At 64.5% G+C, this 25,705-nt stretch carries 26 protein-coding genes; 1 reads left to right on the forward strand and 25 read right to left on the reverse strand.

The features are described 5' to 3' along the window. Window positions 1–63: 63 nt before the first annotated feature. Window positions 64–939 (forward strand): hypothetical protein, encoded by an 876-nt coding sequence (locus tag XI09_RS42090; protein ID WP_271572206.1) that lies wholly within the window; start codon window positions 64–66, stop codon window positions 937–939. Between the two features lie 21 nt (window positions 940–960). Here XI09_RS42090 and mtnK read toward each other — a convergent pair whose 3' ends face one another. From mtnK to XI09_RS42215, 25 genes are all read right to left on the reverse strand, one after another. After that, window positions 961–2,253 (reverse strand): S-methyl-5-thioribose kinase, encoded by a 1,293-nt coding sequence (gene mtnK, locus XI09_RS42095; protein WP_271572207.1) that lies wholly within the window; start codon window positions 2,251–2,253, stop codon window positions 961–963. A gap of 117 nt (window positions 2,254–2,370) precedes the next feature. Continuing rightward, entirely contained in the window at window positions 2,371–2,718 is a 348-nt protein-coding gene (locus XI09_RS42100) for a hypothetical protein (protein WP_271572208.1), read from the reverse strand. A gap of 35 nt (window positions 2,719–2,753) precedes the next feature. Next, window positions 2,754–3,029 (reverse strand): DUF1467 family protein, encoded by a 276-nt coding sequence (locus XI09_RS42105; RefSeq protein ID WP_271572209.1) that lies wholly within the window; start codon window positions 3,027–3,029, stop codon window positions 2,754–2,756. Window positions 3,030–3,038: 9 nt separating this feature from the next. Then, window positions 3,039–3,443, reverse strand: coding sequence for a methylmalonyl-CoA epimerase (gene mce / locus XI09_RS42110; RefSeq protein WP_157330446.1), 405 nt, complete (start codon window positions 3,441–3,443; stop codon window positions 3,039–3,041). A 66-nt stretch (window positions 3,444–3,509) separates the two neighbouring features. After that, entirely contained in the window at window positions 3,510–5,180 is a 1,671-nt protein-coding gene (locus XI09_RS42115) for a ribonuclease J (protein ID WP_271572210.1), read from the reverse strand. Next, window positions 5,180–5,986 (reverse strand): biotin--[acetyl-CoA-carboxylase] ligase, encoded by an 807-nt coding sequence (locus XI09_RS42120; RefSeq protein ID WP_271572211.1) that lies wholly within the window; start codon window positions 5,984–5,986, stop codon window positions 5,180–5,182. The genes XI09_RS42115 and XI09_RS42120 overlap by 1 nt, the downstream gene beginning before the upstream one ends. Window position 5,987: 1 nt before the next feature. Next, entirely contained in the window at window positions 5,988–7,424 is a 1,437-nt protein-coding gene (gene nuoN, locus XI09_RS42125; RefSeq protein WP_271572212.1) for an NADH-quinone oxidoreductase subunit NuoN, read from the reverse strand. Window positions 7,425–7,446: 22 nt separating this feature from the next. After that, window positions 7,447–8,955 (reverse strand): NADH-quinone oxidoreductase subunit M, encoded by a 1,509-nt coding sequence (locus tag XI09_RS42130; RefSeq protein WP_271572213.1) that lies wholly within the window; start codon window positions 8,953–8,955, stop codon window positions 7,447–7,449. Then, window positions 8,956–11,034, reverse strand: coding sequence for an NADH-quinone oxidoreductase subunit L (gene nuoL / locus XI09_RS42135; RefSeq protein ID WP_271572214.1), 2,079 nt, complete (start codon window positions 11,032–11,034; stop codon window positions 8,956–8,958). An 8-nt stretch (window positions 11,035–11,042) separates the two neighbouring features. After that, entirely contained in the window at window positions 11,043–11,351 is a 309-nt protein-coding gene (nuoK, locus tag XI09_RS42140) for an NADH-quinone oxidoreductase subunit NuoK (protein WP_092180923.1), read from the reverse strand. Further along, window positions 11,348–11,986, reverse strand: coding sequence for an NADH-quinone oxidoreductase subunit J (locus XI09_RS42145; protein WP_271572215.1), 639 nt, complete (start codon window positions 11,984–11,986; stop codon window positions 11,348–11,350). The genes nuoK and XI09_RS42145 overlap by 4 nt, the downstream gene beginning before the upstream one ends. 9 nt (window positions 11,987–11,995) lie before the next feature. Next, a complete protein-coding gene (gene nuoI / locus XI09_RS42150) occupies window positions 11,996–12,484 on the reverse strand; it encodes an NADH-quinone oxidoreductase subunit NuoI (RefSeq protein ID WP_026232873.1) in 489 nt (162 codons plus the stop codon). A 14-nt stretch (window positions 12,485–12,498) separates the two neighbouring features. Then, window positions 12,499–13,566 (reverse strand): NADH-quinone oxidoreductase subunit NuoH, encoded by a 1,068-nt coding sequence (gene nuoH / locus XI09_RS42155; RefSeq protein ID WP_084302793.1) that lies wholly within the window; start codon window positions 13,564–13,566, stop codon window positions 12,499–12,501. A 10-nt stretch (window positions 13,567–13,576) separates the two neighbouring features. Continuing rightward, complete coding sequence (gene nuoG / locus XI09_RS42160; RefSeq protein WP_271572216.1) at window positions 13,577–15,652, reverse strand: NADH-quinone oxidoreductase subunit NuoG; 2,076 nt, start codon at window positions 15,650–15,652, stop codon at window positions 13,577–13,579. Between the two features lie 5 nt (window positions 15,653–15,657). Beyond that, window positions 15,658–16,983 (reverse strand): NADH-quinone oxidoreductase subunit NuoF, encoded by a 1,326-nt coding sequence (nuoF, locus tag XI09_RS42165; protein ID WP_018320146.1) that lies wholly within the window; start codon window positions 16,981–16,983, stop codon window positions 15,658–15,660. Window positions 16,984–16,998: 15 nt separating this feature from the next. Beyond that, the gene (locus XI09_RS42170) at window positions 16,999–17,205 is read right to left on the reverse strand and encodes a hypothetical protein (RefSeq protein WP_271572217.1); all 207 of its coding nucleotides are present in this window, start codon (window positions 17,203–17,205) and stop codon (window positions 16,999–17,001) included. Further along, on the reverse strand, window positions 17,205–17,816 hold the full coding sequence (nuoE, locus tag XI09_RS42175; RefSeq protein WP_027559486.1) for an NADH-quinone oxidoreductase subunit NuoE: 612 nt from the start codon (window positions 17,814–17,816) through the stop codon (window positions 17,205–17,207). Before nuoE ends, XI09_RS42170 begins: the two co-directional genes overlap by 1 nt. 11 nt (window positions 17,817–17,827) lie before the next feature. Further along, window positions 17,828–18,805, reverse strand: a complete 978-nt coding sequence (locus XI09_RS42180) for an FkbM family methyltransferase (RefSeq protein WP_271572218.1) — start codon at window positions 18,803–18,805, stop codon at window positions 17,828–17,830. Further along, window positions 18,805–20,001, reverse strand: coding sequence for an NADH-quinone oxidoreductase subunit D (locus XI09_RS42185; RefSeq protein ID WP_271572219.1), 1,197 nt, complete (start codon window positions 19,999–20,001; stop codon window positions 18,805–18,807). Before XI09_RS42185 ends, XI09_RS42180 begins: the two co-directional genes overlap by 1 nt. Before the next feature lie 49 nt (window positions 20,002–20,050). After that, window positions 20,051–20,431 carry a four helix bundle protein gene (locus XI09_RS42190; RefSeq protein ID WP_271572220.1) on the reverse strand — a complete coding sequence of 127 codons (381 nt, stop codon included), beginning with the start codon at window positions 20,429–20,431 and terminating at the stop codon, window positions 20,051–20,053. Between the two features lie 34 nt (window positions 20,432–20,465). Further along, complete coding sequence (locus XI09_RS42195) at window positions 20,466–21,071, reverse strand: NADH-quinone oxidoreductase subunit C (RefSeq protein WP_271572221.1); 606 nt, start codon at window positions 21,069–21,071, stop codon at window positions 20,466–20,468. 11 nt (window positions 21,072–21,082) lie between these two features. Next, on the reverse strand, window positions 21,083–21,694 hold the full coding sequence (locus XI09_RS42200; RefSeq protein ID WP_442869660.1) for a NuoB/complex I 20 kDa subunit family protein: 612 nt from the start codon (window positions 21,692–21,694) through the stop codon (window positions 21,083–21,085). Continuing rightward, window positions 21,664–22,029, reverse strand: a complete 366-nt coding sequence (locus tag XI09_RS42205) for an NADH-quinone oxidoreductase subunit A (protein WP_008136158.1) — start codon at window positions 22,027–22,029, stop codon at window positions 21,664–21,666. The genes XI09_RS42200 and XI09_RS42205 overlap by 31 nt, the downstream gene beginning before the upstream one ends. 696 nt (window positions 22,030–22,725) lie before the next feature. Continuing rightward, window positions 22,726–24,978 (reverse strand): TonB-dependent siderophore receptor, encoded by a 2,253-nt coding sequence (locus XI09_RS42210; protein WP_271572223.1) that lies wholly within the window; start codon window positions 24,976–24,978, stop codon window positions 22,726–22,728. Window positions 24,979–25,155: 177 nt separating this feature from the next. Beyond that, window positions 25,156–25,665 carry a MarR family winged helix-turn-helix transcriptional regulator gene (locus tag XI09_RS42215; protein ID WP_271572224.1) on the reverse strand — a complete coding sequence of 170 codons (510 nt, stop codon included), beginning with the start codon at window positions 25,663–25,665 and terminating at the stop codon, window positions 25,156–25,158. Between the last annotated feature and the right edge of the window lie 40 nt (window positions 25,666–25,705).

Here is a 25,705-nt window from a genome sequence, read left to right on the forward strand (position 1 = left end):
ATGCGACCAAGCTCAGGACAAGGGCCTTCAGCCCAGTGATCTCGTCGAGATGGGAATCCGGACATGAAAAGCCGAACGCTAGGTGCTTTGCTTATCGGCGGTCTGGTCGCCGCCACGGCCGTGCTGGCAAGCCCGGTCGCGGCCAGCCTCGGCCGGTACAGCGAGGCGGACAGCATCCGGTTCAGCTGGAGTCGCACCACAGGCGTGAACGACTATCTCGACGAAACGTGGTGGGCGGTCCGGGGCCATGACACTCCGGACAATTTCGTCGAACGACTGCTCAGCATCCCCGTCGGAGCGGTCGCACGAGGCGCAGGTGCGGGTTTCGAAGCCAGGGTTTCCCAGGGCACCGGTCTGCCACTGCCAGAGAGCTGGAGCATCGCTACGGCGAAGAATTCGCCGTTCATCACGTCGGTCTACGCCGAGACCCCGCGCGATCTCGCGGCGGTGCTCGGCTTCTATCGCGCCGAGCTCGGCAAGCGTGGCTGGATCGAGACGGTGGTCGAACCAGACCGGGCCGTGATCACCTTCACGACGGCCCGTGGACCGGTCCTGCTCCGGCTTTCCCGTCAGAACGACAGGACAATCGCCGAACTTTCGCTGCGCAAGCCGGGTATCGCGAATGCCGGCCTCCTGCCGAGGCCGAGGCAGGCAAAGCTGATGCTCGGCAACAAGTCGGACGAGGGGGCGGTCATCACCGTCGCCGACCAGACTATCGAGCTGGCGGCGCACGCCGGCGAGAAACTGGCGCACTCCGACTCCGCTGCATCCGAAATACCGGACAGCCAAAAGATCGATCTGCCGCCCGGCAAGTACAAGGTCACCCTCAAGGTCGAGGGCGGCACGGTCCAGATCCGGGAGTTCGAGGTCGCGGCCAACGAGACCTGGGGTCTGCTGGTTGGCACAGACGGCGTACTGCTGCCCATGCACCTCTATTGATCAGTACCTGCGCGCTGGCCGCTAGCCTGTCGCAAACTCCGGCACAAGGGAGCGCAACTCGCGGGCTGCTGCCGTGACGCTGGCGATATCGGGAAATCTCCCCGCCTCCACCATCATCGCCCTCGCCAGCCGCACGGCGCGGGCCTCGCTGACCGCCCGCCTGCGCGGATCCTCGATCAGCTCGAAATCGATGTTGTGGGCGAGGCCGAAGATGCGGCGGATGGTTTTTGCCGCGGCGAAGCCGACGGTGTCGGCGAACAGCCGCTGCATATAGGCCTGCCGCTCCGCCTCCAGGCGGGCGGCGCCCTTCTCACCGGCGAAGAGCGAGACCGGATAGGCGTCGCCGGCGGCTCCGGCGCGCCAGAGGTCGAGGAATTTGCGGGCGAACTCGGTCCAGACCTGCTCGACCGTCTCCAGCACCCAGCCCTCGAACGCAGCCCGTTCGCCCGGCGAGTGCTCGTGACCGGCGGAGGCGAAATAGGCCATCAGCAGATTGGCCAGCACGGCGCCGACGTCGAATCCCATCGGGCCGTAGAACGCGAATTCGGGATCGATCACCCGTGTCTGGCTGTCCGTGACCATGATCGAGCCGGTGTGGAGATCGCCGTGGAGCAGCGCCTCCGGGCTTGCCATGAACTTCAGCTTCAGCCGGGAGATCGCGACGTGCAGGTCCATGTCGTCGCGCAACGACGCGGCCAGGCCGTCGAGGTAAGGCGCGGTCCAGCGGTTCTGCTCGGCGATACGGTAAGGATCGGTGAAGATCAGGTCCTCGGTGATCTTGCACAGCGCATGGTTGCCGGCGAAGGCCGCGATGCCCTGCTTCTTCTCGGCCGCGGAGAGCGCGAGGTCGGAGGTGAAGAACAGCGTCCGGGCCATGAAGGTGGTGATGTCGCCCGCAAAGCGCGGATATTGCGTCGCCGCGACCAGCCCCTTGCGCATGATGATGTGGGGCTCGAGCAGCTCCATCACCGTCAGCGCCAGGTTCTCGTTGTGATGCAGCAGCGCCGGCACGAGGCCGGGGGCGAGCTCGGCCTGCCGTGACAAGGCCAAAAATTCGTAATGGGCGCGCGACAGCGGCAGCGGCCAGCTTTCGCCGACAAGACGGACATAGGGCAGCGCCTGCTTCACGGCGACGCCGCCGCGGTCGCCCTTGACGATGAAGACGAGGTTGAGATTGCCGTCACCGACCTCGGTGATCGACCAAGACACCGGCTCGGCGCCGAGCAGCGCCGCGAGATCCGGCAGACCCGCGAGATAATCCCGCAAGGCCGCCTCATGCAGAATACGGTAGTCCCCTGCCCGATCCCCGGTCATGACGATCCCATCCCGTAAAGCGCGATGAAATCGCGCTTTGTTTTTCTATTTGAGCATGATCTTCTCGGAAAACCGCTTCACACTTTTCCGGATCATGCTCTTGGCATGGCCGGATCGTTACTCCCGCTCCAGGAAGCTCGAGCCGATCTCGGCCTTTCTTTTGATGGGATCGTAATCACAATAGACGCCGTCCGCCAACAGCGTGTAGCTGGCGCTGACGTTGTATTTGTCTGGCTTGACCGAGTTCAGCCCGATCACCGAGGTGCTCTTGCCGCCGTTCCACTTGAACGGCGTCGAGCTCTTGGCCTGCTCGCAGGCCATCACGGCTTCGTTGAAGACGTAGCCCTCGACGAACGCCTTCAGCGTTCGCACCTGCACGGCCATCTTCCACTCAAAATAGCCGATGGCGCCCAGGCCAACGACGATCAGCACCAGAAGCGCGACGACGATCCTCTGAAAAGTCATTCGTCCCCCAAAACAATATCGTCAGCAAAAAACGTCTAGAACGGCATGCCCATCAATTTCGACAGCCGTTCGATCGAGAGGTAGCCGGCCTGATAGGCCGCGAGCCCAAGGCCGTAGATGATCGCGGAGATGATGGTGGTCCAGATCAGCTTGCGGCCCATCCGCGTCAGGATCGGCGCGCCGGGATCGGTGCCGGGTGCGCCCACGCCGTCCTCGTGCTGGCTGCGCACGCCGAACGGCAGCGTCAGGAACAGCGCGATCCACCAGATGATGAAGTAGATCGCAAGCGCGGTCGAGATCTGGATGGCCATGGGGCGGCCTTACGCCTGCTCGATTTCGACCAGCGCGCCGGAAAAGTCCTTCGGGTGCAGGAACAGCACCGGCTTGCCGTGGGCGCCGATCTTCGGCACGCCGTCGCCGAGCACCCGCGCACCCTCCTTCACCAGGGTGTCGCGCGAGGCGATGATGTCCACGACCTCGTAGCAGACATGGTGGATGCCGCCGTCGGCGTTGCGTTCGAGGAACTTTGCGATCGGGGAAGCTTCACCGAGCGGCTCGATGAACTCGATCTTGGTGTTGGGCAGCGTCGCGAACACGGTGGTGACGCCATGCTCGGGCAGCGGCACGGCCTCCGAGATCTGCGCCCCGAACGCGGCGCCGTAGATTTTTGCGGCCTTGACGGCATCCTTGGTCGCGATCGCGACATGGTTGAGCCGGCCCAGCATGTTTCTCTCCCTCAGAGCATGATCCGGAAAAGTGTGAAGCCCTTTTCCGAAAAGACCATGCCTCAATCAGACTGCCAGCACATGTACCAGACAGGCGGGCTTTTTGCCCCAATGTTCGTTGATCACGGCCCGGACCGCGCGTCGCACCGACTCAGCCAGGGCGTCCGGATCGCGGCGGCGCGCTTTCGGCAGCCCCTCGATCGTGGACATCACGGCCTCGAAGACCAGGTCGTCAAAGGCCTCGCCCGCCCTGTTCTTCTCGGGAACGCCGACGAGATCGACCTCGGGTTCGTCGACAAGCTCGCCCTGCGCGGTCATGGCGATGGCGACGAAAGCGCAGCCGGAAAAGGCCATGCGGCGGCGTTCGACCACCGCGCGGGACTTGGAATCCTCCAGGATCGTGCCGTCCTTGTAGAGCCGGCCCGAGGGCACCTCGCCGACGATGCCGGGATCGCCGGGGCCGAGCTTGACGAGGTCGCCGTTGCGGCAGACCAGCACCCGCGGCACGCCGGCGGCGCGCGCGAGCTTGGCGTGCTCGTGCAGATGCAGGGCCTCGCCATGGACGGGGATCAGGAGCTGCGGGCGTACCCAGGCGATCATGTCGCGCAGCTCGTCGCGGCGGGGATGGCCGGAGACGTGGACCAACGCGTCGCGGTCGGTGATCACCTCGACGCCCTGGAGCACCAGATTGTTGATGATCGAACCGACCGCCTTCTCGTTGCCGGGAATGGTGCGCGAGGAGAAGATCACGCAATCGCCGCGGTTGAGCGTGATCTCGGGATGGTCGTCATTGGCGATGCGCGCCAGCGCCGCGCGGGCCTCGCCCTGGCTGCCGGTGCAGAGCGCCAGCACCTTGTCCTGCGGCAGATGGCCGTAGACGTCGGTCGAGCGAAAGCTCTGCACGCCGTCGAGATAGCCGGTCTCGCGCGCGACCTGCGACACGCGGTCCATGGCGCGCCCGACCACGACGACCTCGCGGTCGGCGGCCTTGGCAGCGTCGGCAACGGCTTTGATGCGGGCGACGTTGGAGGCGAAGGTCGTCACGGCAACCCTGCCCTTGGCGGCCTTGACCAGACCGGCAATGGTCTTGGCGACCTCGGCTTCCGAGGGCGAGCGGCCGTCGCGCACGGCGTTGGTGGAATCGCCGATCAGGGCGAGCACGCCCTCGTCGCCCAGTTCGCGCAGCCGTTTTTCGTCGGTCGGGCGGCCGATGATCGGGGTCGGATCGATCTTCCAGTCGCCGGTGTGCAGCACGATGCCGGCTTCGGTGTGGATCGCCAGCGCATGCGATTCAGGTATCGAATGCGCGACCGGGATGAACTCGACGTTGAACGGGCCGATATCGACGCGGCCTCCCGACGGCACCACCGTCACCGGAATCTTTGGCACGTTGCGCTCGGCGGCGCATTTGGCCTCGAACAGCGCCGCGCTGAACTGGGTCGCATAGATCGGGCATTTCAGCCTGGGCCAGAGGTCGATGATGGCGCCGAAATGGTCCTCATGGGCGTGGGTCAGCACCAGGCCCATCAGGTTCTTGCGTTCCTTCTCCAGGAAGCTGATGTCGGGCATGATCAGGTCGATGCCCGGCAGATGCTCCTCGTCGCCGAAGGAGACGCCGAGATCGACCGCGAGCCAGGCGCGCTGATGGCGGTTGCCAAGGCCGTAGATCGACAGGTTCATGCCGATCTCGCCGACACCGCCGAGCGGCGCAAACACCAGTTCGTCAGGCCTTGCCATCACGCAGCTCCCACGGAGGCGGCCGAGCCGAAGAACACCTCGCCGGCCGCCACCGGCAGGCATCGGCCGTCAGCAGTGCGGACGATCAGGCAACCCGTATCATCGATCGTGTCGAAAATGCCTTCCAGCGTCGTCGTTCCCGTGTTGATCGCAACCCCCTCGCCAAGACCGGCGGCCCGCTTCAGCCAGAGCTTGCGGATCTCGGCAAAGCCGCGGCCATTGTCCCAGATGCCGCGGAACTCGACCCAGGCGTCGGACAGGGCGGAAAACAGCTCCTCGGCGCTGATCTGGACGCCCAGCGCGGCCAGCGACACTGCGGGCGTCGGCGTGCCCTCCGGCGCGGCGACGACGTTGGTGCCCATGCCGACGACGACCGCGAGGCGGTCGCCGATGACTTCGGCCTCAAGCCCGATGCCGACCAGCTTCTTGCCGCCGACAAGCACGTCGTTCGGCCATTTCAGGGCGTAGCGGGGACGGCCCTCGCCGAGGCGCAGCGCGGCCTCCAGGCTCACCTTCTCCAGGGCCGCCTCCTCCGCCAGCCCCGCGGCAAAGCCAAGCGTGGCCGCGACGGCGGGGGGAACATTCATGACCTCGAGGATGCTGGCGGCAAGATTACCCCGTGGCGCGATCCAGGCGCGCTGGCGCCGGCCGCGGCCGGCCGTCTGCTCGGATGTGACGAACCACATCGGGCCGCGTTCGCCGCCCCTGGCGCGCTCGATCGCCTCGGTATTGGTCGAGCCGGTCCGCTCGAAAGCTGCGAGCTTGTAGCCCGCCGAGAGTGCGCGAGGACCGAGCGCGAACCCCATCCTAGAACAGCGACTTTGCGGCGGCGGAGGCGACGCTCACCACCGGCCCCGCGAACAACGCGAACAGAATGTTGAACGCACCCGCGACCGCCAGCACCGTCTTCACCTCGACGCGCACCGGATCGACCTGGCCGGCCGGCTCGTCGAAATACATCGTCTTGACGATGGCGAGATAGTAGTAGGCACCCACCACGCTGGAGAGCACGCCGATCACGGCGAGCGTGAACAGGTTCGCCTTGATGGCGGCAACGAAGACGTACCATTTGGCGAAGAAGCCGGCGAGCGGCGGAATGCCCGCGAGCGAGAACAGCAGCATCGCGAACATGAAGGCGAGCAGCGGATTGGTGCGCGAGAGACCGGCGAAATCGCTGATCTGCTCCACGGCCTGGCCGTTGCGCTTCATGGCGAGGATGACCGAGAACGAGCCGAGCGTCATCGCGACATAGATCACAATGTACATCAAGACACCCTGCGCGCCCTCGACGGTGCCGGAGGCAAGGCCGACCAGGGCAAAGCCCATGTGGCCGATCGAGGAATAGGCCATCAGGCGCTTGATGTTGCTCTGGCCGATCGCGGCGAACGAACCCAGCGCCATCGAGGCGATCGCCACGAACACCAGGATCTGCTGCCACTGCGAGACGATGCCGGGGAAAGCGGTCAGCGTGACGCGAGTGAAGACGGCGAGCGCAGCCACCTTCGGCGCCGAGGCGAAGAAGGCGGTGACCGGCGTCGGGGCACCCTCATAGACGTCGGGCGTCCACATGTGGAACGGCACGGCCGAGACCTTGAAGCAGAGGCCGGCGAGCAAGAACACCAGACCGAACACCAGACCGACATTCGCCGCCGTCGCGGTGGCCGCGATGCCGGTGAAGCTGACCGTGCCGGTGAAGCCGTAGATCAGCGAGGCGCCATAGAGCAGCATGCCGGAGGACAGCGCGCCCAGCACAAAATACTTCAGGCCGGCTTCGGTCGACTTGGCGTTGTCGCGGTTCGAGGTGGCGACGACGTAGAGCGCGAGCGACATCAGCTCAAGGCCGAGATAGAGCGAGATCAGGTCGCCGGCCGAGATCAGCACCATCATGCCGAGGGTCGAGAGCAGCACCAGGATGGCGTATTCGAAGATGCGCCGCGACGGATCGGACAGGAACTCGGTCGACAGCACCAGCGTCACCGCCGAGCCGATCAGGGTCAGAATCTTCATGAAGCGGGCGAAGTCGTCGACGATGAAGCTGCCGCCGAAGGTCACCTGCTTGCCCGCGGGCAGCATGTATTCGAGCACGCCGACCACGACCAGAAGCAGGACCGCCAGCGTCGTGATCGTCTTGGTCGTCCCCTGCCCGCGATAGGCCCCGAGCATCAGAAGGGCCATTGCGCCGACCGCGAGCACGAGCTCGGGCAGCACCGGCGCCAGTTGATAACCTGCAGTCTCAAAGCTCATGGCGATATCCTGACCTGCCCGATCACTGGAGCAGTGCGGCGGCCTTCACGGCCGTCACAGCGGTGTTGTAATTGTTGACGAGTTGCTGGACCGAGGCCGCCGACATGTCCAGCACCGGCTTCGGATAGACCCCGAACAGGAGCGTCAGCGCGATCAGCGGGAACAGCGTCAGGCACTCCCGGAAGGTGAGATCCTTGATCGTCATCAGCGACGGCTTGACCAGCGTCCCGAACACGACCTTGCGGTAGAGCCAGAGCGCGTAGCACGCCGACAGGATCACGCCGGTCGAAGCGAAGAACGCGGTCGGGATTGAGGTCTTGAAGGTGCCGAGCAGCGTCATGAACTCGCCGACGAAGCCGGACGTGCCGGGCAGACCGACATTGGCCATGGTGAAGATCATGAAGGTCAGCGCGTAGAGCGGCATCCGGTTGACGAGGCCGCCATAGGCCGCGATCTCGCGGGTGTGCAGGCGGTCGTAGACCACGCCGACGCAGAGGAACAGCGCGCCGGAGACGATGCCGTGCGAGATCATCTGGAACACGCCGCCGGCGACGCCCTGCATGGTGCCGGCGAAGATGCCCATGGTGACGAAGCCCATATGCGCCACTGAAGAGTACGCGATCAGCTTCTTCATGTCCTCCTGCATCAGCGCCACCAGCGAGGTGTAGATGATGGCGATGACCGAGAGCGTGAAGATCAGCGGCGCGAAGTCGTGCGACGCCAGGGGGAACATCGGCAGCGAGAAGCGCAGGAAGCCGTAGCCGCCCATCTTCAGCAGGATCGCGGCCAGGACCACGGAGCCGGCGGTCGGCGCCTCGACGTGCGCGTCGGGGAGCCAAGTGTGCACCGGCCACATCGGCATCTTCACCGCGAAGGAGGCGAAGAAGGCGAGCCAGGCCCAGGTCTGTAACGACCGCGGCACGGCGGTGTGCATCAGTGTCGGGATGTCGGTGGTGCCGCCGTTCCAGTACAGCGCCATGATGGCGAGCAGCATCAGGACCGAGCCGAGCAGCGTGTAGAGGAAGAACTTGAAGGACGCGTAGACCCGGCGCGGGCCGCCCCAGACGCCGATGATCAGGAACATCGGGATCAGGCCGCCTTCAAAGAACAGGTAGAACAGCACGAGATCGAGCGCCGAGAAGGTGCCGATCATCAGCGTTTCCAGAATCAGGAACGCCATCATGTATTCGCGGACGCGGCTGGTGATCGCCTTCCAGCTCGCGATGATGCAGAACGGCATGATGGCGGTGGTCAGGATCACGAGCGGCAGCGAAATGCCGTCCACACCCATGTGGTAGGTGATGCCGGTGGCGAGCCAGTTCGCCTTCTCGACGAACTGGAAGTCGGCGTTCGCCGGATCGAAGCGCATGACCAGGATCACCGACACCGCGAAGGTGATCAGCGTGGTCCACAGTGCGATCCAGCGCGAGTTGCGCCGCGCCGCCTCGTCGTCGCCGCGGCTGAGATAGACGATCAGCGCGCCGACCAGCGGCAGGAACGTGGTGACCGATAGAATGGGCCAGGTCGTCATTTACTGGCCTCCAAAGCCGAACATGAACCAGGTGATCAGGCCGGCGGCGCCGATCAGCATGGCGAATGCGTAGTGATAGAGATAGCCGGTCTGGATCTTCACGACGTTGCGGGTGACGTCCAGCACGCGGGCCGAGACGCCGTCGGGCCCGAGGCCGTCGATGATGAAGCCGTCGCCCTTCTTCCAGAACTGGTAGCCGATCCACTTCGCCGGACGGACGAAGATGAGGTCGTACAGCTCGTCGAAGTACCATTTGTTGAGCAGGAACTGGTACAGCATCGGCTGCTCTTTAGCGAGCCGAACGGGGATGTAGGGCCGGCGGATGTAGAACAGGTACGAGACCAGGAAGCCCAGCACCATCATCACCGTCGGCAGGACGGCGATGGTCTCGGGGATGTGGTGCATCTCCTCGATGATGTGCGGGTTCATCTTCACGGACTCGCGGAAGAACTCCTCGACGCCGTGGCCGGCGAACAGCTCCTTGAACGGGAAGCCCGCGACGATCGAGCCGACCGCGAGCACGCCGATCGGGACCAGGATCCAGAGCGGGGCCTCATGCGCGGCCTCGTAGTGATGCTCGTCATGGGGCTCGCCGTGGAAGGTCTTGAAGATCAGGCGCCAGGAGTAGAACGAGGTCAGGCCGGCGGCGGCGATCGTCATCAGGAAGCCGTAGATCGCGAACGGATTGTGCGAGGCGTAGGCCGATTCGATGATCGCGTCCTTGGAGAAGTAGCCGGCCGTGAGCGGGAAGCCGGTCAGGGCCAGCGTGCCGACCACCATCACCGCGTAGGTGTAGGGGATCTTCTTCCAGAGGCCGCCCATGTTGCGGATGTCCTGCTCGTGGTGCATCGCGTAGATCACCGAGCCGGAGCCCAGGAACAGCAGCGCCTTGAAGAAGGCGTGCGTGAACAGGTGGAACATGCCGACCGAATAGGCCCCTGCTCCCATCGCCACGAACATGTAGCCCAGCTGCGAACAGGTCGAGTAGGCGACGATGCGCTTGATGTCGTTCTGGACGAGGCCGACGGTCGCGGCGAAGAACGCCGTGGTCGCGCCGAAGAACATCACGACGGCCTGCGCGTTCGGGGCGAGCTCGAACAGCGGCGACAGGCGCGCCACCATGAACACGCCGGCGGTGACCATGGTCGCGGCGTGGATCAGCGCGGAGACCGGGGTCGGGCCTTCCATCGCGTCCGGCAACCAGGTGTGGAGCAGGAACTGCGCCGACTTGCCCATCGCGCCCATGAACAGCAGGAGGCAGGTCAGGGTCAGCGCATCGGCGTGCCAGCCGAGGAAGTCGATGGTCTTGCCGGTGAGGCCGGGCGCGGCGTGGAAGATGGTCTCGAAATCGGTCGAGCCGGCCAGCATGAAGATCGCGAAGATGCCGAGCGCGAAGCCGAAATCGCCGACGCGGTTGACCACGAAGGCCTTGATGGCGGCGGCGTTCGCCGACGGCTTCTGATACCAGAAGCCGATCAGCAGGTAGCTGGCGAGACCCACGCCTTCCCAGCCGAAGAACAGCTGCACGAGGTTGTCCGCGGTCACCAGCATCAGCATGGCGAAGGTGAACAGCGAGAGATAGCCGAAGAAGCGCGGCCGGTACGGATCCTCGTCCATGTAGCCGATGGAATAGAGGTGCACGAGCGAGGACACGGTCGTCACCACCACCAGCATCACGGCGGTGAGCGTGTCGACCCGCAGCGTCCAGTAGACCTGGAGATCGCCGGAGAGGATCCACGGCAACAGCGGAATCCGCATGTCATGGTGCATGAAGCCGACATCGACCAGCGTCATCCAGGACAGCACCGCCGACACGAACAGCAATGCCGTCGTGATCAGCTCCGCCGCGCGTGAGCCCGCCGCAGCCGGCTCGACCGGTCCGTGCCCGTGGTCGTCGTGCGCGTGATCGTCGTGACCATGGTCGTCATGGGCGGCGGACGCATGCGCATCGCCGTGACCGTGGTCGCCGTGATGCTCGACCTCGTCGCCCGAGGGGTTGCGGGCATGAGCGCCGAACAGCGCAATCAGGCCGGCCAAGATGGCGCCCAGGAGCGGCAGGAATACGATTGCCTGAACCATGACTGAGCTCAGCCCTTCATCAGATTGACGTCCTCAACCGCGATCGAGCCGCGGTTGCGGAAATAGACCACCAGGATGGCGAGACCGATCGCGGCTTCGGCAGCAGCGACCGTCAGCACCAGAAGCGCGAAGACCTGGCCGACGATGTCGCCGAGGAAGGTCGAGAACGCGACGAGGTTGATGTTGACCGAGAGCAGGATCAGCTCGATCGACATCAGGATGATGATGATGTTCTTGCGGTTCAGGAAGATACCGAGGATCCCGAGCGTGAACAGGATCGCGCCGACCGCCAGATAGTGTCCGAGCCCGATCGTCATTTCACCCACTCCGCCGCATCGGCATCCGAGAGCCCCTGCCCCGGCGCCACCTTGCGCATCGCCATCGCCATCTCAGGCGTGCGCGCGTTCTGAACGTTGATGTCCTGCCGCTTCACGTTCGCCTTGTGCCGCAGCGTCAGCACGATGGCACCGATCATGGCCACCAGCAGCACCATGCCCGCGAGCTGGAAGTAGTGGATGTACTTCGTATAGAGCACGAGGCCGAGCGCCTCGGTGTTCGAGACGTTGGTCGGGATCGCCGCCGTGATGGTCTTGGAGACGCCGGGGTTGATGACCCAGAAACCGACGGTGAGCAGCAGCTCGAACATGAAGATGCCGCCGATCACGAGACCGACCGGCAGATACTCGATGAAGCCCTCGCGCAGCTCGAGGAAGTCGACGTCGAGCATCATGATCACGAACAGGAACAGCACCGCGACCGCGCCGACATAGACGACGATCAGCATCATGCCGAGGAACTCGGCGCCCATCAGCACGAACAGGCCGGAGGCGTTGACGAAGGCCAGGATCAGGTACAGCACGGAGTGCACGGGATTGCGCGAGACAATCACCATCACCGCCGAGGCGACGCAGATGCCGGCGAAGAGATAGAAGAACAGCGCGGAAAGGATCATGCTCTCATCTCACCGGTACGGCGCATCGAGCTCGATCGCTTTCGCGATCTCGCGTTCCCAGCGGTCGCCATTGGCGAGCAGCTTGGCCTTGTCATAGAACAGTTCCTCGCGGGTCTCGGTCGCGAACTCGAAGTTCGGACCTTCGACGATGGCGTCGACCGGACAGGCCTCCTGGCAGAGTCCGCAATAGATGCACTTCACCATATCGATGTCGTAGCGCACGGTGCGGCGGGTGCCGTCGTTGCGGCGCGGGCCGGCCTCGATGGTGATGGCCTGCGCCGGGCACACGGCTTCGCACAGCTTGCAGGCGATGCAGCGTTCTTCGCCGTTCGGATAGCGGCGCAGCGCGTGCTCGCCGCGGAAGCGCGGCGAGATCGGCCCCTTCTCGAAGGGATAGTTCAGCGTCGGCTTCGGCTGGAAGAAATAGCGCATGGCGAGGAAGAACGCCGAGACGAATTCCGACAGCAGAAGCGAGCGTGCAGTGGCGTTGATGTTGATACCCATGACGGCCCTCACTTCGGCGCGATGCCGGCGAAATGCAGCACGCCGGCCACCACGATCACCATCGCCAGCGACAGCGGCAGGAACACCTTCCAGCCGAGGCGCATCAGTTGATCGTAGCGGTAGCGGGGCACGATCGCCTTCGCCATCGCGAACAGGAAGAACATGAAGAAGACTTTGAGCGAGAACCAGATGATCCCCGGCACCCAGTTGAAGGGCGGCAGGTCCACCGGCGGCAGCCAGCCTCCGAGGAACAGGATCGTCGCCAGCGCGCACATCGTGACGATCGCGACGTACTCGCCGAGCATGAACAGCAAATACGGCGTCGAGCCGTACTCGACCATGAAGCCGGCGACGAGCTCGGATTCGGCTTCGACGAGGTCGAACGGCGGACGGTTGGTTTCGGCCAGCGCCGAGACGTAGAACACCACGAACATCGGGAACAGCGGCCAGACGTACCAGTTCAAGATGGTGAGCTGCGGCAGCCCGATCAGGCTGGCAAGGCCGCGGGCATGCTGGGCCTCGACCACCGCCGACAGGTTCAGCGTGCCGGCGCAGAGCAGCACGGTGATGATGACGAAGCCGATCGAGACTTCATAGGACACCATCTGCGCGGCCGAGCGCAGCGCGGCCAGGAACGGGTATTTCGAGTTCGACGACCAGCCGGCCATGATGATGCCGTAGATCGACAGCGACGAGATCGCGAAGATGAAGAGGACGCCGACATTGATGTCGGAGATCACCCAGCCGAGATTGGTCGGGATCACCGCCCAGGCGGCGAGCGCAAGCACGCATGAGACCAAGGGAGCAAGGAGAAACACGCCCTTGTTGGCACCGGCCGGGATGATCGGCTCCTTCAGCACGAACTTCAGCAGGTCGGCGAACGACTGCAGCAGGCCCCAGGGGCCGACCACGTTCGGACCGCGGCGGATCTGCACCGCCGCCCAGATCTTGCGGTCGGCGAGCAGGATGTAGGCGATCGCGACCAGGAGGACGACGAGCACCAAGACGCTCTCCGCGACCATGATGATCAGCGGCCAGAGGAAACCGGTCCAGAATGCGCTTTCGAAGAATTCCATCAGATCACGCTCACTCCGCTGCGGTCAGCATCTGCCCGGAGGCAAGCCGCGAGCACTCCGCCATCACGGCGGACGCACGCGCGATTGGGTTGGTCAAATAGAAGTCCTCGACCAGAGGCTTGAACGGCGCCTTCTCAGGCGAGCCGCCCTTGCCTGCCAGCTTCTTGATCTGGTCGGCGCTGCCTAACTCGATCTGGTCGAGACGGATCAGATGCGGCACGGCCTTGAAGATCGCCTGGCGCAGGGCGGCAAGCGAGTCGTAGCCGAGCTTCTTGCCGAGCGCTTCCGACAGCGCGCGGACGATCGCCCAGTCCTCGCGGGCTTCGCCCGGCGGGAATGCGGCGCGGCCGGTCATCTGCACCCGGCCTTCGGTGTTGACGTAGATCGCGGACTTCTCGGTGTAGGCGGCCGCCGGCAGGATCACGTCGGCGCGGTGCGCGCCGCGGTCGCCATGGGTGCCGATATAGACGACAAAGGTCCCGTCCGGCGCCTTGATCTCGTCGGCGCCGAGCAGGAACAGCAGGTCGAGCGTCCCGAAGGTCGTCATCTGCGCGGCGTTCAGGCCACCGGCGGTGGCGGAGAAGCCGATGTCGAGCGCGCCGACGCGCGAGGCGGTCTCGTGCAGCACGCCGAAACCGTTCCAGCCGTCCTTGACCGCGCCGACATCCATCGCGAGCTTGGCGGCGGCGGCCAGAATGGCGGCGCCGTCGTGACGCGAGGCCGCGCCCGCGCCGACCAGGATGATCGGGTTCTTGGCGTTCTTCAGCACGTCCATGAAGGAGTGCTTCCCGGCCGCGAGCTCACCGAGCGTCTCGGTGCCTGCGCCGAGATGGTCGTAGTCATAGGTCAGGTCGGCCTTGGCGCCGATCACGCCGACCTTGAAGCCGCCGGAGCGCCAGCGCTTGCGGATGCGGGCGTTGAACACGGCCGCTTCCTTGCGCGGATTGGCGCCGATGACGAGCAGAGCGTCGGCCTGCTCCACGCCTACAAGCGTCGGGTTGAAGATGTAGGAGCCGCGGCCGAGCGCGGGATCGAAGGCGTCGCCGCCCTGAACCGCCAGATTGCTCGAGCCGTATTTGGCGAGCAGATCCTTCAGCGCGAACATCTCCTCGACACCGGCAAGGTCGCCGGCGATCGCGCCGATGCGCTTGCCGTCGGTGCGTGCCGCTTTCGCAGCGATCGCGGCAAAGGCCTCGGGCCAGCTCGCCGCGCGCAGCTTGCCGGCTTCGCGGATATAGGGCCGGTCGAGGCGCTGGGTGCGCAGGCCGTCGACGATGTGACGGGTCTTGTCCGAGATCCACTCCTCGTTCACGGCCTCGTTGATGCGCGGCAGCACGCGCATCACCTCGCGGCCGCGGGTATCGACGCGGATCGCCGAGCCAATGCCGTCCATGACGTCGATCGACTGGGTCTTGCCGAGCTCCCACGGACGGGCCGCAAAAGCATAGGGCTTCGAGGTCAGCGCGCCGACCGGGCAGATGTCGACGAGGTTGCCCTGCAATTCCGACGTCAGCGCATGCTCCAGATAGGTCGTGATCTCCATGTCCTCGCCGCGACCGGTCGCACCCATCTCAGGCGCGCCGGCGACTTCCGCCGAGAAGCGGACGCAGCGTGTGCACTGGATGCAACGGTTCATCGAGGTCTTGACCAGCGCGCCGAGATACTTGTCCTCGACCGCGCGCTTGTTTTCGGCGAAGCGGCTGGTGTCCACACCATAGCCCATCGCCTGATCCTGGAGGTCGCACTCGCCGCCCTGGTCGCAGATCGGGCAGTCCAGCGGATGGTTGATCAGAAGGAATTCCATCACGCCTTCGCGCGCCTTCTTCACCATCGGCGAACGGGTGGAGATTTCCGGCGGCTCGCCCTTGGGACCCGGACGGCAGTCGCGCACGCCCCAGGCGCAGCTTGCGACCGGCTTCGGGCCGCCCTTCACCTCGACGAGGCACATCCGGCAATTGCCGGCGATCGACAGCCGCTCATGATAGCAGAAGCGCGGAATCTCGGCGCCGGCGGCCTCGCACGCCTGAAGCAGCGTGTACTCGGCCGGAACATCGATCTCTTTGCCGTCGATGATGAGCTTGGTCATGTCTCTTACTCCGCCGCGACCATGTTCACGGGATCGCGGACGCCGATATCGTCAACGTCGGCCTTGTGCGAATACTGGTCGATGCGCGCTTCGATCTCGTGACGGAAATGCGCGATCAGGCCCTGGATCGGCCAGGCGGCTGCGTCGCCGAGCGCGCAGATGGTGTGGCCTTCGACCTGCTTTGTGACTTCGAGCAGCATGTCGATCTCGCGCTTGTGGGCGCGGCCTTCGGCCATGCGGGTCAGGACGCGCCACATCCACCCCGTGCCCTCGCGGCACGGCGTGCACTGGCCGCAGCTCTCGTGCTTGTAGAAGTACGAGATGCGGGCGATGGCGCGGATCAAATCGGTCGACTTGTCCATCACGATCACGGCCGCGGTGCCGAGGCCCGAGCGCAGCTTGCTCAAGCTGTCGAAATCCATCGGCGTGTCGATGATCTGCTCGGCCGGCACCATGCGCACCGACGAGCCGCCGGGGATCACGGCCTTCAGATTGTCCCAGCCGCCGCGGATGCCGCCGCAATGCTTGTCGATCAGCTCACGGAACGGAATGCCCATGGCTTCTTCGACGTTGCAGGGCCGCTCGACATGGCCGGAGATGCAGAACAACTTGGTGCCGACATTGTTCGGACGGCCGATGCCGGCGAACCACGCCGCGCCACGGCGCAGGATGTCCGGCGCCACCGCGATCGACTCGACGTTGTTGACGGTGGTCGGGCAGCCGAACAGGCCGACATTGGCCGGGAACGGCGGCTTCAGGCGCGGCTGGCCCTTCTTGCCCTCGAGGCTTTCGAGCAGCGCGGTCTCCTCGCCGCAGATATAGGCGCCGGCGCCGTGCGCGACGTAGATGTCGAACGGCCAGCCGTTGACGTTGTCCTTGCCGACCAGCTTGGCCTCATAGGCCTGGTCGATCGCGGCCTGGAGATGCTCGCGCTCGCGGATGAACTCGCCGCGGACATAGATGTAGCAGGCATGCGCGTTCATGGCGCAGCTGGCGATCAGGCAGCCCTCGATCAGGAGATGCGGATCGTGCCGCATGATCTCGCGATCCTTGCAGGTGCCGGGCTCGGATTCGTCGGCGTTGACGACGAGATAGCTCGGCCGGCCGTCGGTCGATTCCTTCGGCATGAACGACCATTTCAGGCCGGTCGGGAAGCCGGCGCCGCCGCGGCCGCGCAGGCCCGACGCCTTCATCTCGTTGATGATCCAGTCGCGGCCCTTGTCGATGATATTCTTCGTACCATCCCAGGCGCCGCGGCGCCGCGCACCCTCGAGCCCCCAGTCATGGAGGCCGTAGAGGTTCTTGAAGATGCGGTCCTTGTCCTCGAGCATATCAGTGCTTTCCGATCAACGATTGGACTGCTTGTAGGCAAGTCCGGCGGCGCAGACGGCGAAGGTCAGCGCCCAGAGCAGGCTGGATTCCAGCGACGCGTTCAGGCTGAAACGCTGAAGCAGGAAGATGAAAATGGCCGCCACGGCGGCATGCATCGCGATGAAGCCCCACTTCTTCAAGGCACCGCTCCCCTGCACGGCCGGCGACGAGAGATCCCGCATCAGGTGATCTCCTTCAGCGTGGTCGGCCCGGTGATCGGCGCCGAGAACTGGCGGCCGTTCTGCGGACCGGGTTTTGGCGGATTGCCGGAGGCGAAGCCATCGAGCACCTTGCCAAAGCTCTCCTTGGTCAGGTCCTCATAGGTGTCCTTGCCGATCAGCACCATCGGTGCGTTCACGCAGGCGCCGAGACACTCGACCTCTTCCCAGCTGAAATTGCCGTCCTTGGAGAGATGGAAGGGCTCGTGGTGGATGCGGTGCTCGCAGACGTGGATCAGGTCCTCGGCGCCGCGCAGGCGGCACGGCGTGGTGCCGCAGACCTGGACGTGGGCCTTCTTGCCGACGGGGGCGAGCTGGAACATCGTGTAGAAGGTCGCGACCTCGAGCACGCGGATGTAGGGCATGTCGAGCAAGTCGGCGACGGCGCGGATCGCGGCTTCCGACACCCAGCCTTCGTGCTGTTCCTGGACGCGCCAAAGGATGGCGATGACAGCGGAGGCCTGGCGCCCGGCCGGATATTTCGCGATCTGCTGCTTGGCGAACGCGAGGTTCTCCTCCGTGAACGCAAAGCTCGCGGGCTGGACTTCCTTCGGTGCTAATCGGCGGACGGACATCTCTCAATCTCTCACTGCATGCGGCGCGCGGTCTTGGCATTCAGGGTCTTGGCATTCAGGGCATCGATCCTGTCCTGCCAGAATGCGCTTGCGGTGCCGAAAACGTTGTAGCCGACGTGGGTCGAGACCTTGATGCGGTCGAGGATCGACAGCTCCTTCACGGTCTCCATCCGGTTGCTGCGCGGATCGAACACGATCAGCTTCAGCGGGGTCTGTTCGAGGATGAAGCGCGACACCGCGTGGGTCGGATCGCTGCCGTGCTCCTCGCACATGATGACGCTGTCGGTCTCAAGCAGCCGGGCGCCGCCCTTGATCGCCTCGATCTCGACGCCCTCGACGTCGAGCTTGATCAGGTATTTGCCGCTCGCCGCAACCTTGCCGTCGTCGATGAGGTTGTCCAGCGCGATGACCGGAACCTCCTCGCCGCCCGACGACGGATCGCCGGCGATGCTGAAGGCCTCGTGCTTGGTGCCGGACAGCCGCGCGGTACCGCGAGCGGCGCCGATCGCGCATTTCAGGATCTCGAAGCGGCCAGCGTTGACGCGCGCGTTGTTGGCGAGCTTCGGATAGTTCTGCCCCGACGGCTCGATCGCGATCGCCTTGTGCGAGCCGAACGGCCTGCTCGACACCAGCACCGACCAGTAGCCGTAATTGGCGCCGCAATCGAGCAGCGTGTAATCGACGTCGATGGAGTCGGCGAACAGGAGCTCCAGCTCGTCCTCATAATTATAGGAGCGGTTGAGCAGCTTGCTCCAATAGCCGTCGCCATACGGGAATTCGAACACGGCGTCGGGATTGAGCCTGATCGCGATGTTGCGCTCGGGCAGCGTTTTCCGCAGCAGGTTCGCGCAGGCGATGTAGCCCATATGCGAGAAGTGCGACGAGATCTTCGACCCCGTCACCAGCGCCAAGGCAGCCGTCCGCTCCCACAGGTTGGCCCCTTCAAGGGCCCCCGAGGCACGGTCAAACTGGATTGGCGCTTGCGCCATCACCGATCGACCTCTCCGAACACGATGTCGAGCGAACCCAGGATCGCCGAGACGTCGGCGAGCAGATGCCCGCGGCAGATGTGGTCCATCGCCTGGAGATGGGCGAAGCCCGGCGCGCGGATCTTGCACTTGTAGGGCTTGTTGGTGCCGTCGGCGACGAGATAGACGCCGAACTCGCCCTTGGGCGCCTCGACCGCGGCGTAGACCTCGCCGGCCGGCACGTGGACGCCTTCGGTGTAGAGCTTGAAGTGGTGGATGAGCGCTTCCATCGAGCGCTTCATCTCGCCACGGCGCGGCGGCGCGACCTTGTTGTCCTCGACGACGACGGGGCCCTTGCCCTCAGGCGCGTTCAGCTTCTCGATGCACTGCTTCATGATGCGCACCGACTGGCGCATCTCTTCCATGCGGATCAGGTAGCGGTCGTAGCAGTCGCCGTTCTTGCCGATCGGAATGTCGAAATCCATCTCGGCGTAGCATTCATAGGGCTGCGACTTGCGCAGGTCCCAGGCCGCGCCCGAGCCGCGCACCATCACGCCGGAGAAGCCCCACTCCCAGGCTTCCTTCAGCGGCACCACGCCGATGTCGACGTTGCGCTGCTTGAAGATGCGGTTGGCGGTGAGCAGGCGGTCGAGGTCGTCAACCACTTTGAGGAACGGATCGCACCAGGCCTCGATGTCGTCGACCAGCTTCTGTGGCAGGTCCTGATGCACGCCGCCGACGCGGAAGAAGGCCGCATGCATGCGGCTGCCCGAGGCGCGCTCGTAGAACACCATCAGCTTCTCGCGCTCTTCGAAGCCCCACAGCGGCGGGGTGAGCGCGCCGACGTCCATCGCCTGCGTGGTGACGTTGAGCAGATGCGACAGGATGCGGCCGATCTCGCAATAGAGCACGCGGATCAGCTGGCCGCGGCGCGGCACCTCGATGCCGAGCAGCTTCTCCGCGGCGAGGCAGAAGGCGTGCTCCTGGTTCATCGGCGCGACGTAGTCGAGGCGGTCGAAATAAGGGATCGCCTGGAGATAGGTCTTCTGCTCGATCAGCTTCTCGGTGCCGCGGTGAAGCAGGCCGATATGCGGGTCGACGCGCGCGACCACCTCACCGTCCAGCTCCAGCACCAGGCGCAACACGCCGTGCGCCGCCGGATGCTGCGGGCCGAAATTGATGGTGAAGTTGCGGAGGTTTTCGGGTTGCTCGTTCATGACGCAGCTCCTGCTGCGAGGCGAATGGCGAATAGTGAGTGGCGAATGGTCATTTCGTGGACTTGTCCTGCAGAGAACGTATCAACGCGCGAAGCATTTTGCCCAAGCTCTCGCATCGACCTAAGACGGGCTCCAGATCGGAAGCAGTCAAAATCCCGACACGCTCCGCCAAGAGCAGATGAGTTTCCAGCTCCTTCAACGATCCCTGCGAAATTCGCAGCGATTGCACGAAACTGCCGGTGTTTTCGCGCCCATGTCCTTCCGCGACGTTTGCCGGAATGGACGTTGCCGCGCGCCTGATCTGCGAGGTCAGTCCGAACATTTCGTCGCGAGGGAATTGAGCCGTCAACCGATAGCAGGACGCCGCCAGAGACATGGCATCCTGCCATACCCTCAGGTCCCGATACGAATTGATCGACTGGTCGCTCAACTAACATCCCTATTCGCCACTCGCTATTCGCTACTCACTGCTTCGCCTTCTCGTCACCGGGAAGCGGATAGTCCGCCCCTTCCCACGGCGAGAGGAAATCGAACTTGCGGAATTCCTGGTTGAGCCTGACAGGCTCGTACACCACCCGCTTCTCCTGGTCGTCGTAGCGGACCTCGACGAAGCCGGTGGTCGGGAAATCCTTGCGCAGCGGATGGCCCTCGAAACCGTAATCGGTGAGGATGCGCCGCATGTCGGGATGGCCGACGAAGAACACGCCATAGAGGTCGTAGGCCTCGCGCTCGAACCAGTCGGCGCCGGGGAACACATCGATCAGCGACGGCACCTGGGTGGTCTCGTCGGCCTGGGCCTTGAGCCGGATCCGCGCGTTCAGGGTCGGCGACATCAGATGATAGACGACGTCGAAACGCTTCTCGCGCGACGGATAGTCCACCGCCGTGATGTCGGTGAAGTTGACGAAGCGGCAGCTCGGATCGTCGCGAAGGTACTTGACCACCTCGACGATCCTGGCGGCCTCGACATCCACCGTGAGCTGGTTGAAGGCCACCGAATGACCGGTGGCCGCGCCCGGAAGCGCGCTAACGATCGTTTGCCCAAGGGCGTCGAGCTTGCCATCGTCCATGACGTAAAACCTTAGCGTTCGATGGTGCCGGTGCGCCGGATCTTCTTCTGAAGCAGCAGCACGCCGTAGAGCAGCGCTTCCGCCGTGGGCGGGCAGCCCGGCACATAGATGTCGATCGGCACGATGCGGTCGCAGCCGCGCACGACCGAATAGGAATAGTGATAGTAGCCGCCGCCATTGGCGCAGGAGCCCATCGAGATGACGTAGCGCGGCTCGGGCATCTGGTCGTAGACCTTGCGCAGCGCCGGGGCCATCTTGTTGGTGAGCGTACCCGCGACGATCATCACGTCGGACTGGCGCGGCGAGGCACGCGGCGCGAAGCCGAAACGCTCGACGTCGTAGCGCGGCATCGACACCTGCATCATCTCGACCGCGCAGCAGGCGAGACCGAAGGTCATCCACATCAATGAGCCGGTGCGCGCCCAGGTGATGAGGTCGTCGGTCGCGGCCACGAAGAAGCCCTTGTCGGACAGCTCCGAATTGACCTCGAGGAAGAACGGATCATTGGCCCCGACCGGCTTGCCGGTCGACGGATCCAAAATGCCCTTAGGGGCCGGCGCGAGAACCGGACCAACGGACGGTACAGGCTGGTTCAATCCCATTCCAGTGCCCCTTTCTTCCATTCATAGGCGAACCCGACCGTCAGCACGGCGAGGAACACCACCATGGACCAGAAGCCGGTCGCGCCAAGCTTGCCGAACGCCACCGCCCACGGAAACAGGAACGCCACCTCGAGATCGAAGATGATGAAGAGGATGGCGACCAGGTAGAAGCGGACGTCGAACTTCATGCGGGCGTCGTCGAAGGCGTTGAAACCGCACTCATACGCCGACAGCTTTTCCGGGTCCGGCTGCTGGAACGCCACGATGAAAGGCGCGATCAGCAGCACGAGGCCGATGAGGCCCGCTACCCCTATGAAGACGACGAGTGGAAGATAGTTCTGTAGAATGCCGCTCATGGCGAGCCCTTTTTCCCGCGACGTCGGGGGAGCCGCGGATTCGTCCCGATTTGGAATTATTCTGAGCCTTAGCGCAGTGCACCAATGGGCGCAAGACACGCTCTTTTTAGGCCCTTTGCCGCCCCAGAACGGTGGAAATCCCGGAATCACCCCGCGGCTGGTATGGAGCAGATCGACCGCCCCAGCAAGGGCGATCCCGATCAGTCCATGTGCGCTCGGCGGTGAGATCCGCTGTTGGGGAAGCTCACTTTATCTAAGCCGCGCGGCAAAATCTACAACGAGGACAGGCGCCCAGCGTCACCCGGGTGACATACTGGCTGCGCCTTCCTCGGAGCAGCACAGCCAGGGGAGCCGGTGATGGTCGCGCCCGCGGTGCAAGAAAGACACGTATCCACAGGCGCGGATGGTCGGACGAGCCATGCATCACGACGGGACCGGGGCTCGTCCGGCGAATGCGTCGGCTGGCGCACCCGGACGGGCCGCGAGCGCGGCGTCGGCGACTTGCCGGGGCGTCGCACGCGCCGCGCTCGCATGAGCTCCGGGCCGGGGGCATCGCCCGCGAGCTCATCAATCTCCCGATGGAAGATCAGCGGTAACCGTCAGCGAAGCAGACAGACCGGTCGAGATCAGGCTGGTCCGAGGCCCGACAGGCACAGCTTCACGATGGCCTGCCCTCGCCCGTCCTCGTCATTTGCCTCACCATTTGTAGGAGACGCTGGCGGTGATGCGCCGGCGGTCGCCGTAGAAGCAGGACGAGGCCGAGGCGCAGCTCGCGACATAGACCTTGTCGGTCAGGTTGATCACGTTGAGCGCCGTGCGCCAGTTCTGCCATTCGTAGTGGAGCGCGAGGTCGCCGAGCACCACTGCGGGAACCTCGAGGGTGTTCGCCGTGTCCGCCCAGGACGAGCCGACGTAGCGGACGCCGCCGCCGAAGCCGAACCCCGTCAGCGGTCCTTCCTTGAAGGTGTAGTCGGCCCAGCCTGAGACCAGCATCTCAGGCGTGTTGGTCGGGGTCTTGCCGATCAGCGTCTGATCGAGATCCCTGCTGGTGAAGATGTGATAGCTGGTGAAGGCGCCAATCAGCTTCAGCTCCTTCGTAACATTGGCCACCGCTTCAAGCTCGATGCCGCGCGAGGTCACCTCACCGGTCTGGTTCTGCAGCAATGAATTCGACGGATCGGTCGTCAGCGCGTTCTGGCGCTTCAGGTCGAAAGCCGAAACCGTGAAATAGCCATCGAAGCCCTTGGGCTGCACTTTCAAGCCGACTTCGGCCTGCTTGCCGGTTTCCGGCAAGAGCAATTGGTTGCTGGCATTCAAGCCAATGACCGGGTTGTAGCTCGTCGAATAGGAGACGTAGGGCGCGATGCCGTTGTCGAAATTGTAGATGAGGCCTGCGCGTCCGCTGAACCTGCTGTCGTCGCGGCTGGCAACCGTGGCGCCCGTAAAGCGGTTGTCCTGGGTGGTCTCGACCCAATCATTGCGGCCGCTCAGCACCAGCGTGAAATTGCCGAGCTTGATCTGGTCCTGGAGATAGGTGCCGGCCTGCTTCTGCGTGATCCGGAAGTTTCGGAACGGATCGCCCGCGAACGGAATGTCGCTCAATCCGTAGGTGGGATTGAAGACGTTGATCGAGGGCACGCCGCCCCCGAAGAGCTGGTAATCGTCGATCTGGTAGCCCTTCAGGTCGACGCCGAACAGCATCGTGTGCTTCACCGGGCCGGTGTCGAAGCGATACTCCAGTTGGTTGTCGAGATCGGCCTGGTTGGCAGTGTTCTTCGCATACCAATTGTAGCGGTTGAGCGTGGCCGTGTTGACGTCGGCCCAACCATTGCCGACGTAACCGCGATAGGTCACGTCGACATGGGCGAAGCGCGCATTCTGCCGGAACGTCAGATCGTCGGTGAGATTGCGCTCGAACTGGTAGCCGAGCATCTTCTGCTCGCGCGTGAACTTGTCGACGCTGGGATCGCCGGCGAAGAAGCTGGTCGGGATCTTGCCGAAGGGGGCGTTGGTCACCGTGCCCTGGTAAGGCAGGAAGTTGATGCCGCGGGTTTCCTGCCGGGAAGCGGAGGCGAGCACCGTGAAGGTGGTGTCGGCATCGGGCTTCCAGGTCACCGACGGCGCGATGAAGTAGTTGTTGTCCGGCGTGAAGTTGACCTGGGTCGGGCCGTTCTGGACCTGGCCGACGACGCGATAGAACAGCTTGCCGTTCTCGGCTAGCGTCGCGACCGGCCCGCCGACATCGAAGCCGACATAGGCGTTGCCGAAATTGTTGACACCGGTCTCGACGTAGCGGATCGGCTCGGCCGGCGGCATCTTGCTGATGACGTTGACGATGCCGCTCGGGCTCGATCCGCCATAGAGCACCGCCGACGGGCCGCGCAGCACCTCGACGCGCTCCATGTTGGGCGTCTGGAGCTTCCAGCTCGCATAGGACGTGTAGAACAGCTGCATGCCGTCGAGGAACAGCCCGACGTCGTCGGACTTGAAGCCGCGGATCAGCCACCAGTCGTTGCGCGTATCCGCGCCGAAGGTCCCTGCCCGCACGCCGGCGGTGTAGCGCAACACCTCGTCGAGCTTGTTCGGCTTCTGGTCGCGAATCTGCTCCGCGCCGATCACCGAGACCGCCTGCGGCGTCTCCATGATCGGCGTGTTGGTTTTCGTGCCTGACGAACTGCGACCGGCGACGTAGCCATTCACCGGCCCGCGCGGCGTCTCGACGAAGCCGACATTGCGCTGCGGTTGCGGCTTGTTGCGATTGGCGGCCTGCACCGCCCGCCGCGGCGCGCTACGCACGGCCGAAGCGGGTGCGCGGCGGCGCGCCTCCGGCGCCGTGACGGTCACCGACGGCAGGCTCTGTGCGCCACTCTGCGTAGACGATTGTGCGAGCGATGCCTGCGGCACCAAGACCCAAGCCGACGCGGTCGCCAACACGGCGGACCGCAGCATTCCAAGACTGTTCAACGCGCCACCCCAAAGCTGCATGTTTGATGCATCATGCCGCCTGTCCCGGGACGGCATGCGCTTAAAGGTGACGCTTATGTGAGGGCGTGCGATTTCCCTAATTGAAAGCTTCTTAGAGAGACTCTTAGAAACGATCCATTATTTCCAGGGATTTCCGAGACATCAGCGCGAATTCTTTTCGGCCTCGAGCATCTCGGCGGCAATCGCGCTGAGCTGATCGATCTGCCGCAGCAGCGCGTCGAGCTCGGCTTCGCTCAGCTGTTCCAGCAGGCGCCGGTTGCGCTCCTGCGCGCCTTCGACGATCGCATCATGCGCGGCAAGGCCCGTTGCGGTCAGCGAGACCAGCACTTCGCGGCTGTCCTTCGGATTTGCCGATTTCGCGATCAGCTTGCGCGAGACCAGATTGGCCAGCGCGCGGCTGATCTGTCCCTTGTCCTGGCCGACGGCCTCGGCGAGCCGCGCCACGCTCATCGGCGGGCGCCGGCCGAGCGAGGCGACGAGACCGAACTCGACGGAGGACAATCCGGTGAGGCGCTTGTAGCGCAGGATGGCGCCGCGCTTGAGCAGATTGGCGAGCACCATCAGCCGCGACGACAGCATGACGGTGATCGGCGCCGGCTCGCTCTCGTCCGCCTCGGGCGTCGTCCACCCATCCCTCGGTGTCTGGTTCATGATCCACCTGTGCCAAGAAAGCGGTGGCCTGCCAAGCCCA

It is taken from the genome of Bradyrhizobium sp. CCBAU 11386 (assembly GCF_028128955.1).
In the GTDB taxonomy this organism is placed as follows: Bacteria; Pseudomonadota; Alphaproteobacteria; order Rhizobiales; family Xanthobacteraceae; genus Bradyrhizobium.

Excerpts from the sequence above, each read along its gene's own strand:
- XI09_RS42090 (WP_271572206.1), top strand. The coding sequence starts at position 64 with ATGAAAAGCCGAACGCTAGGTGCTTTGCTTATCGGCGGTCTGGTCGCC.
- mtnK (WP_271572207.1), bottom strand. The coding sequence starts at position 2,253 with ATGACCGGGGATCGGGCAGGGGACTACCGTATTCTGCATGAGGCGGCC.
- XI09_RS42100 (WP_271572208.1), bottom strand. The coding sequence starts at position 2,718 with ATGACTTTTCAGAGGATCGTCGTCGCGCTTCTGGTGCTGATCGTCGTT.
- XI09_RS42105 (WP_271572209.1), bottom strand. The coding sequence starts at position 3,029 with ATGGCCATCCAGATCTCGACCGCGCTTGCGATCTACTTCATCATCTGG.
- mce (WP_157330446.1), bottom strand. The coding sequence starts at position 3,443 with ATGCTGGGCCGGCTCAACCATGTCGCGATCGCGACCAAGGATGCCGTC.
- XI09_RS42115 (WP_271572210.1), bottom strand. The coding sequence starts at position 5,180 with ATGGCAAGGCCTGACGAACTGGTGTTTGCGCCGCTCGGCGGTGTCGGC.
- XI09_RS42120 (WP_271572211.1), bottom strand. The coding sequence starts at position 5,986 with ATGGGGTTCGCGCTCGGTCCTCGCGCACTCTCGGCGGGCTACAAGCTC.
- nuoN (WP_271572212.1), bottom strand. The coding sequence starts at position 7,424 with ATGAGCTTTGAGACTGCAGGTTATCAACTGGCGCCGGTGCTGCCCGAG.
- XI09_RS42130 (WP_271572213.1), bottom strand. The coding sequence starts at position 8,955 with ATGACGACCTGGCCCATTCTATCGGTCACCACGTTCCTGCCGCTGGTC.
- nuoL (WP_271572214.1), bottom strand. The coding sequence starts at position 11,034 with ATGGTTCAGGCAATCGTATTCCTGCCGCTCCTGGGCGCCATCTTGGCC.
- nuoK (WP_092180923.1), bottom strand. The coding sequence starts at position 11,351 with ATGACGATCGGGCTCGGACACTATCTGGCGGTCGGCGCGATCCTGTTC.
- XI09_RS42145 (WP_271572215.1), bottom strand. The coding sequence starts at position 11,986 with ATGATCCTTTCCGCGCTGTTCTTCTATCTCTTCGCCGGCATCTGCGTC.
- nuoH (WP_084302793.1), bottom strand. The coding sequence starts at position 13,566 with ATGGAATTCTTCGAAAGCGCATTCTGGACCGGTTTCCTCTGGCCGCTG.
- nuoG (WP_271572216.1), bottom strand. The coding sequence starts at position 15,652 with ATGACCAAGCTCATCATCGACGGCAAAGAGATCGATGTTCCGGCCGAG.
- nuoF (WP_018320146.1), bottom strand. The coding sequence starts at position 16,983 with ATGCTCGAGGACAAGGACCGCATCTTCAAGAACCTCTACGGCCTCCAT.
- XI09_RS42170 (WP_271572217.1), bottom strand. The coding sequence starts at position 17,205 with ATGCGGGATCTCTCGTCGCCGGCCGTGCAGGGGAGCGGTGCCTTGAAG.
- nuoE (WP_027559486.1), bottom strand. The coding sequence starts at position 17,816 with ATGTCCGTCCGCCGATTAGCACCGAAGGAAGTCCAGCCCGCGAGCTTT.
- XI09_RS42180 (WP_271572218.1), bottom strand. The coding sequence starts at position 18,805 with ATGGCGCAAGCGCCAATCCAGTTTGACCGTGCCTCGGGGGCCCTTGAA.
- XI09_RS42185 (WP_271572219.1), bottom strand. The coding sequence starts at position 20,001 with ATGAACGAGCAACCCGAAAACCTCCGCAACTTCACCATCAATTTCGGC.
- XI09_RS42195 (WP_271572221.1), bottom strand. The coding sequence starts at position 21,071 with ATGGACGATGGCAAGCTCGACGCCCTTGGGCAAACGATCGTTAGCGCG.
- XI09_RS42200 (WP_442869660.1), bottom strand. The coding sequence starts at position 21,694 with ATGGAAGAAAGGGGCACTGGAATGGGATTGAACCAGCCTGTACCGTCC.
- XI09_RS42205 (WP_008136158.1), bottom strand. The coding sequence starts at position 22,029 with ATGAGCGGCATTCTACAGAACTATCTTCCACTCGTCGTCTTCATAGGG.
- XI09_RS42210 (WP_271572223.1), bottom strand. The coding sequence starts at position 24,978 with ATGCTGCGGTCCGCCGTGTTGGCGACCGCGTCGGCTTGGGTCTTGGTG.
- XI09_RS42215 (WP_271572224.1), bottom strand. The coding sequence starts at position 25,665 with ATGAACCAGACACCGAGGGATGGGTGGACGACGCCCGAGGCGGACGAG.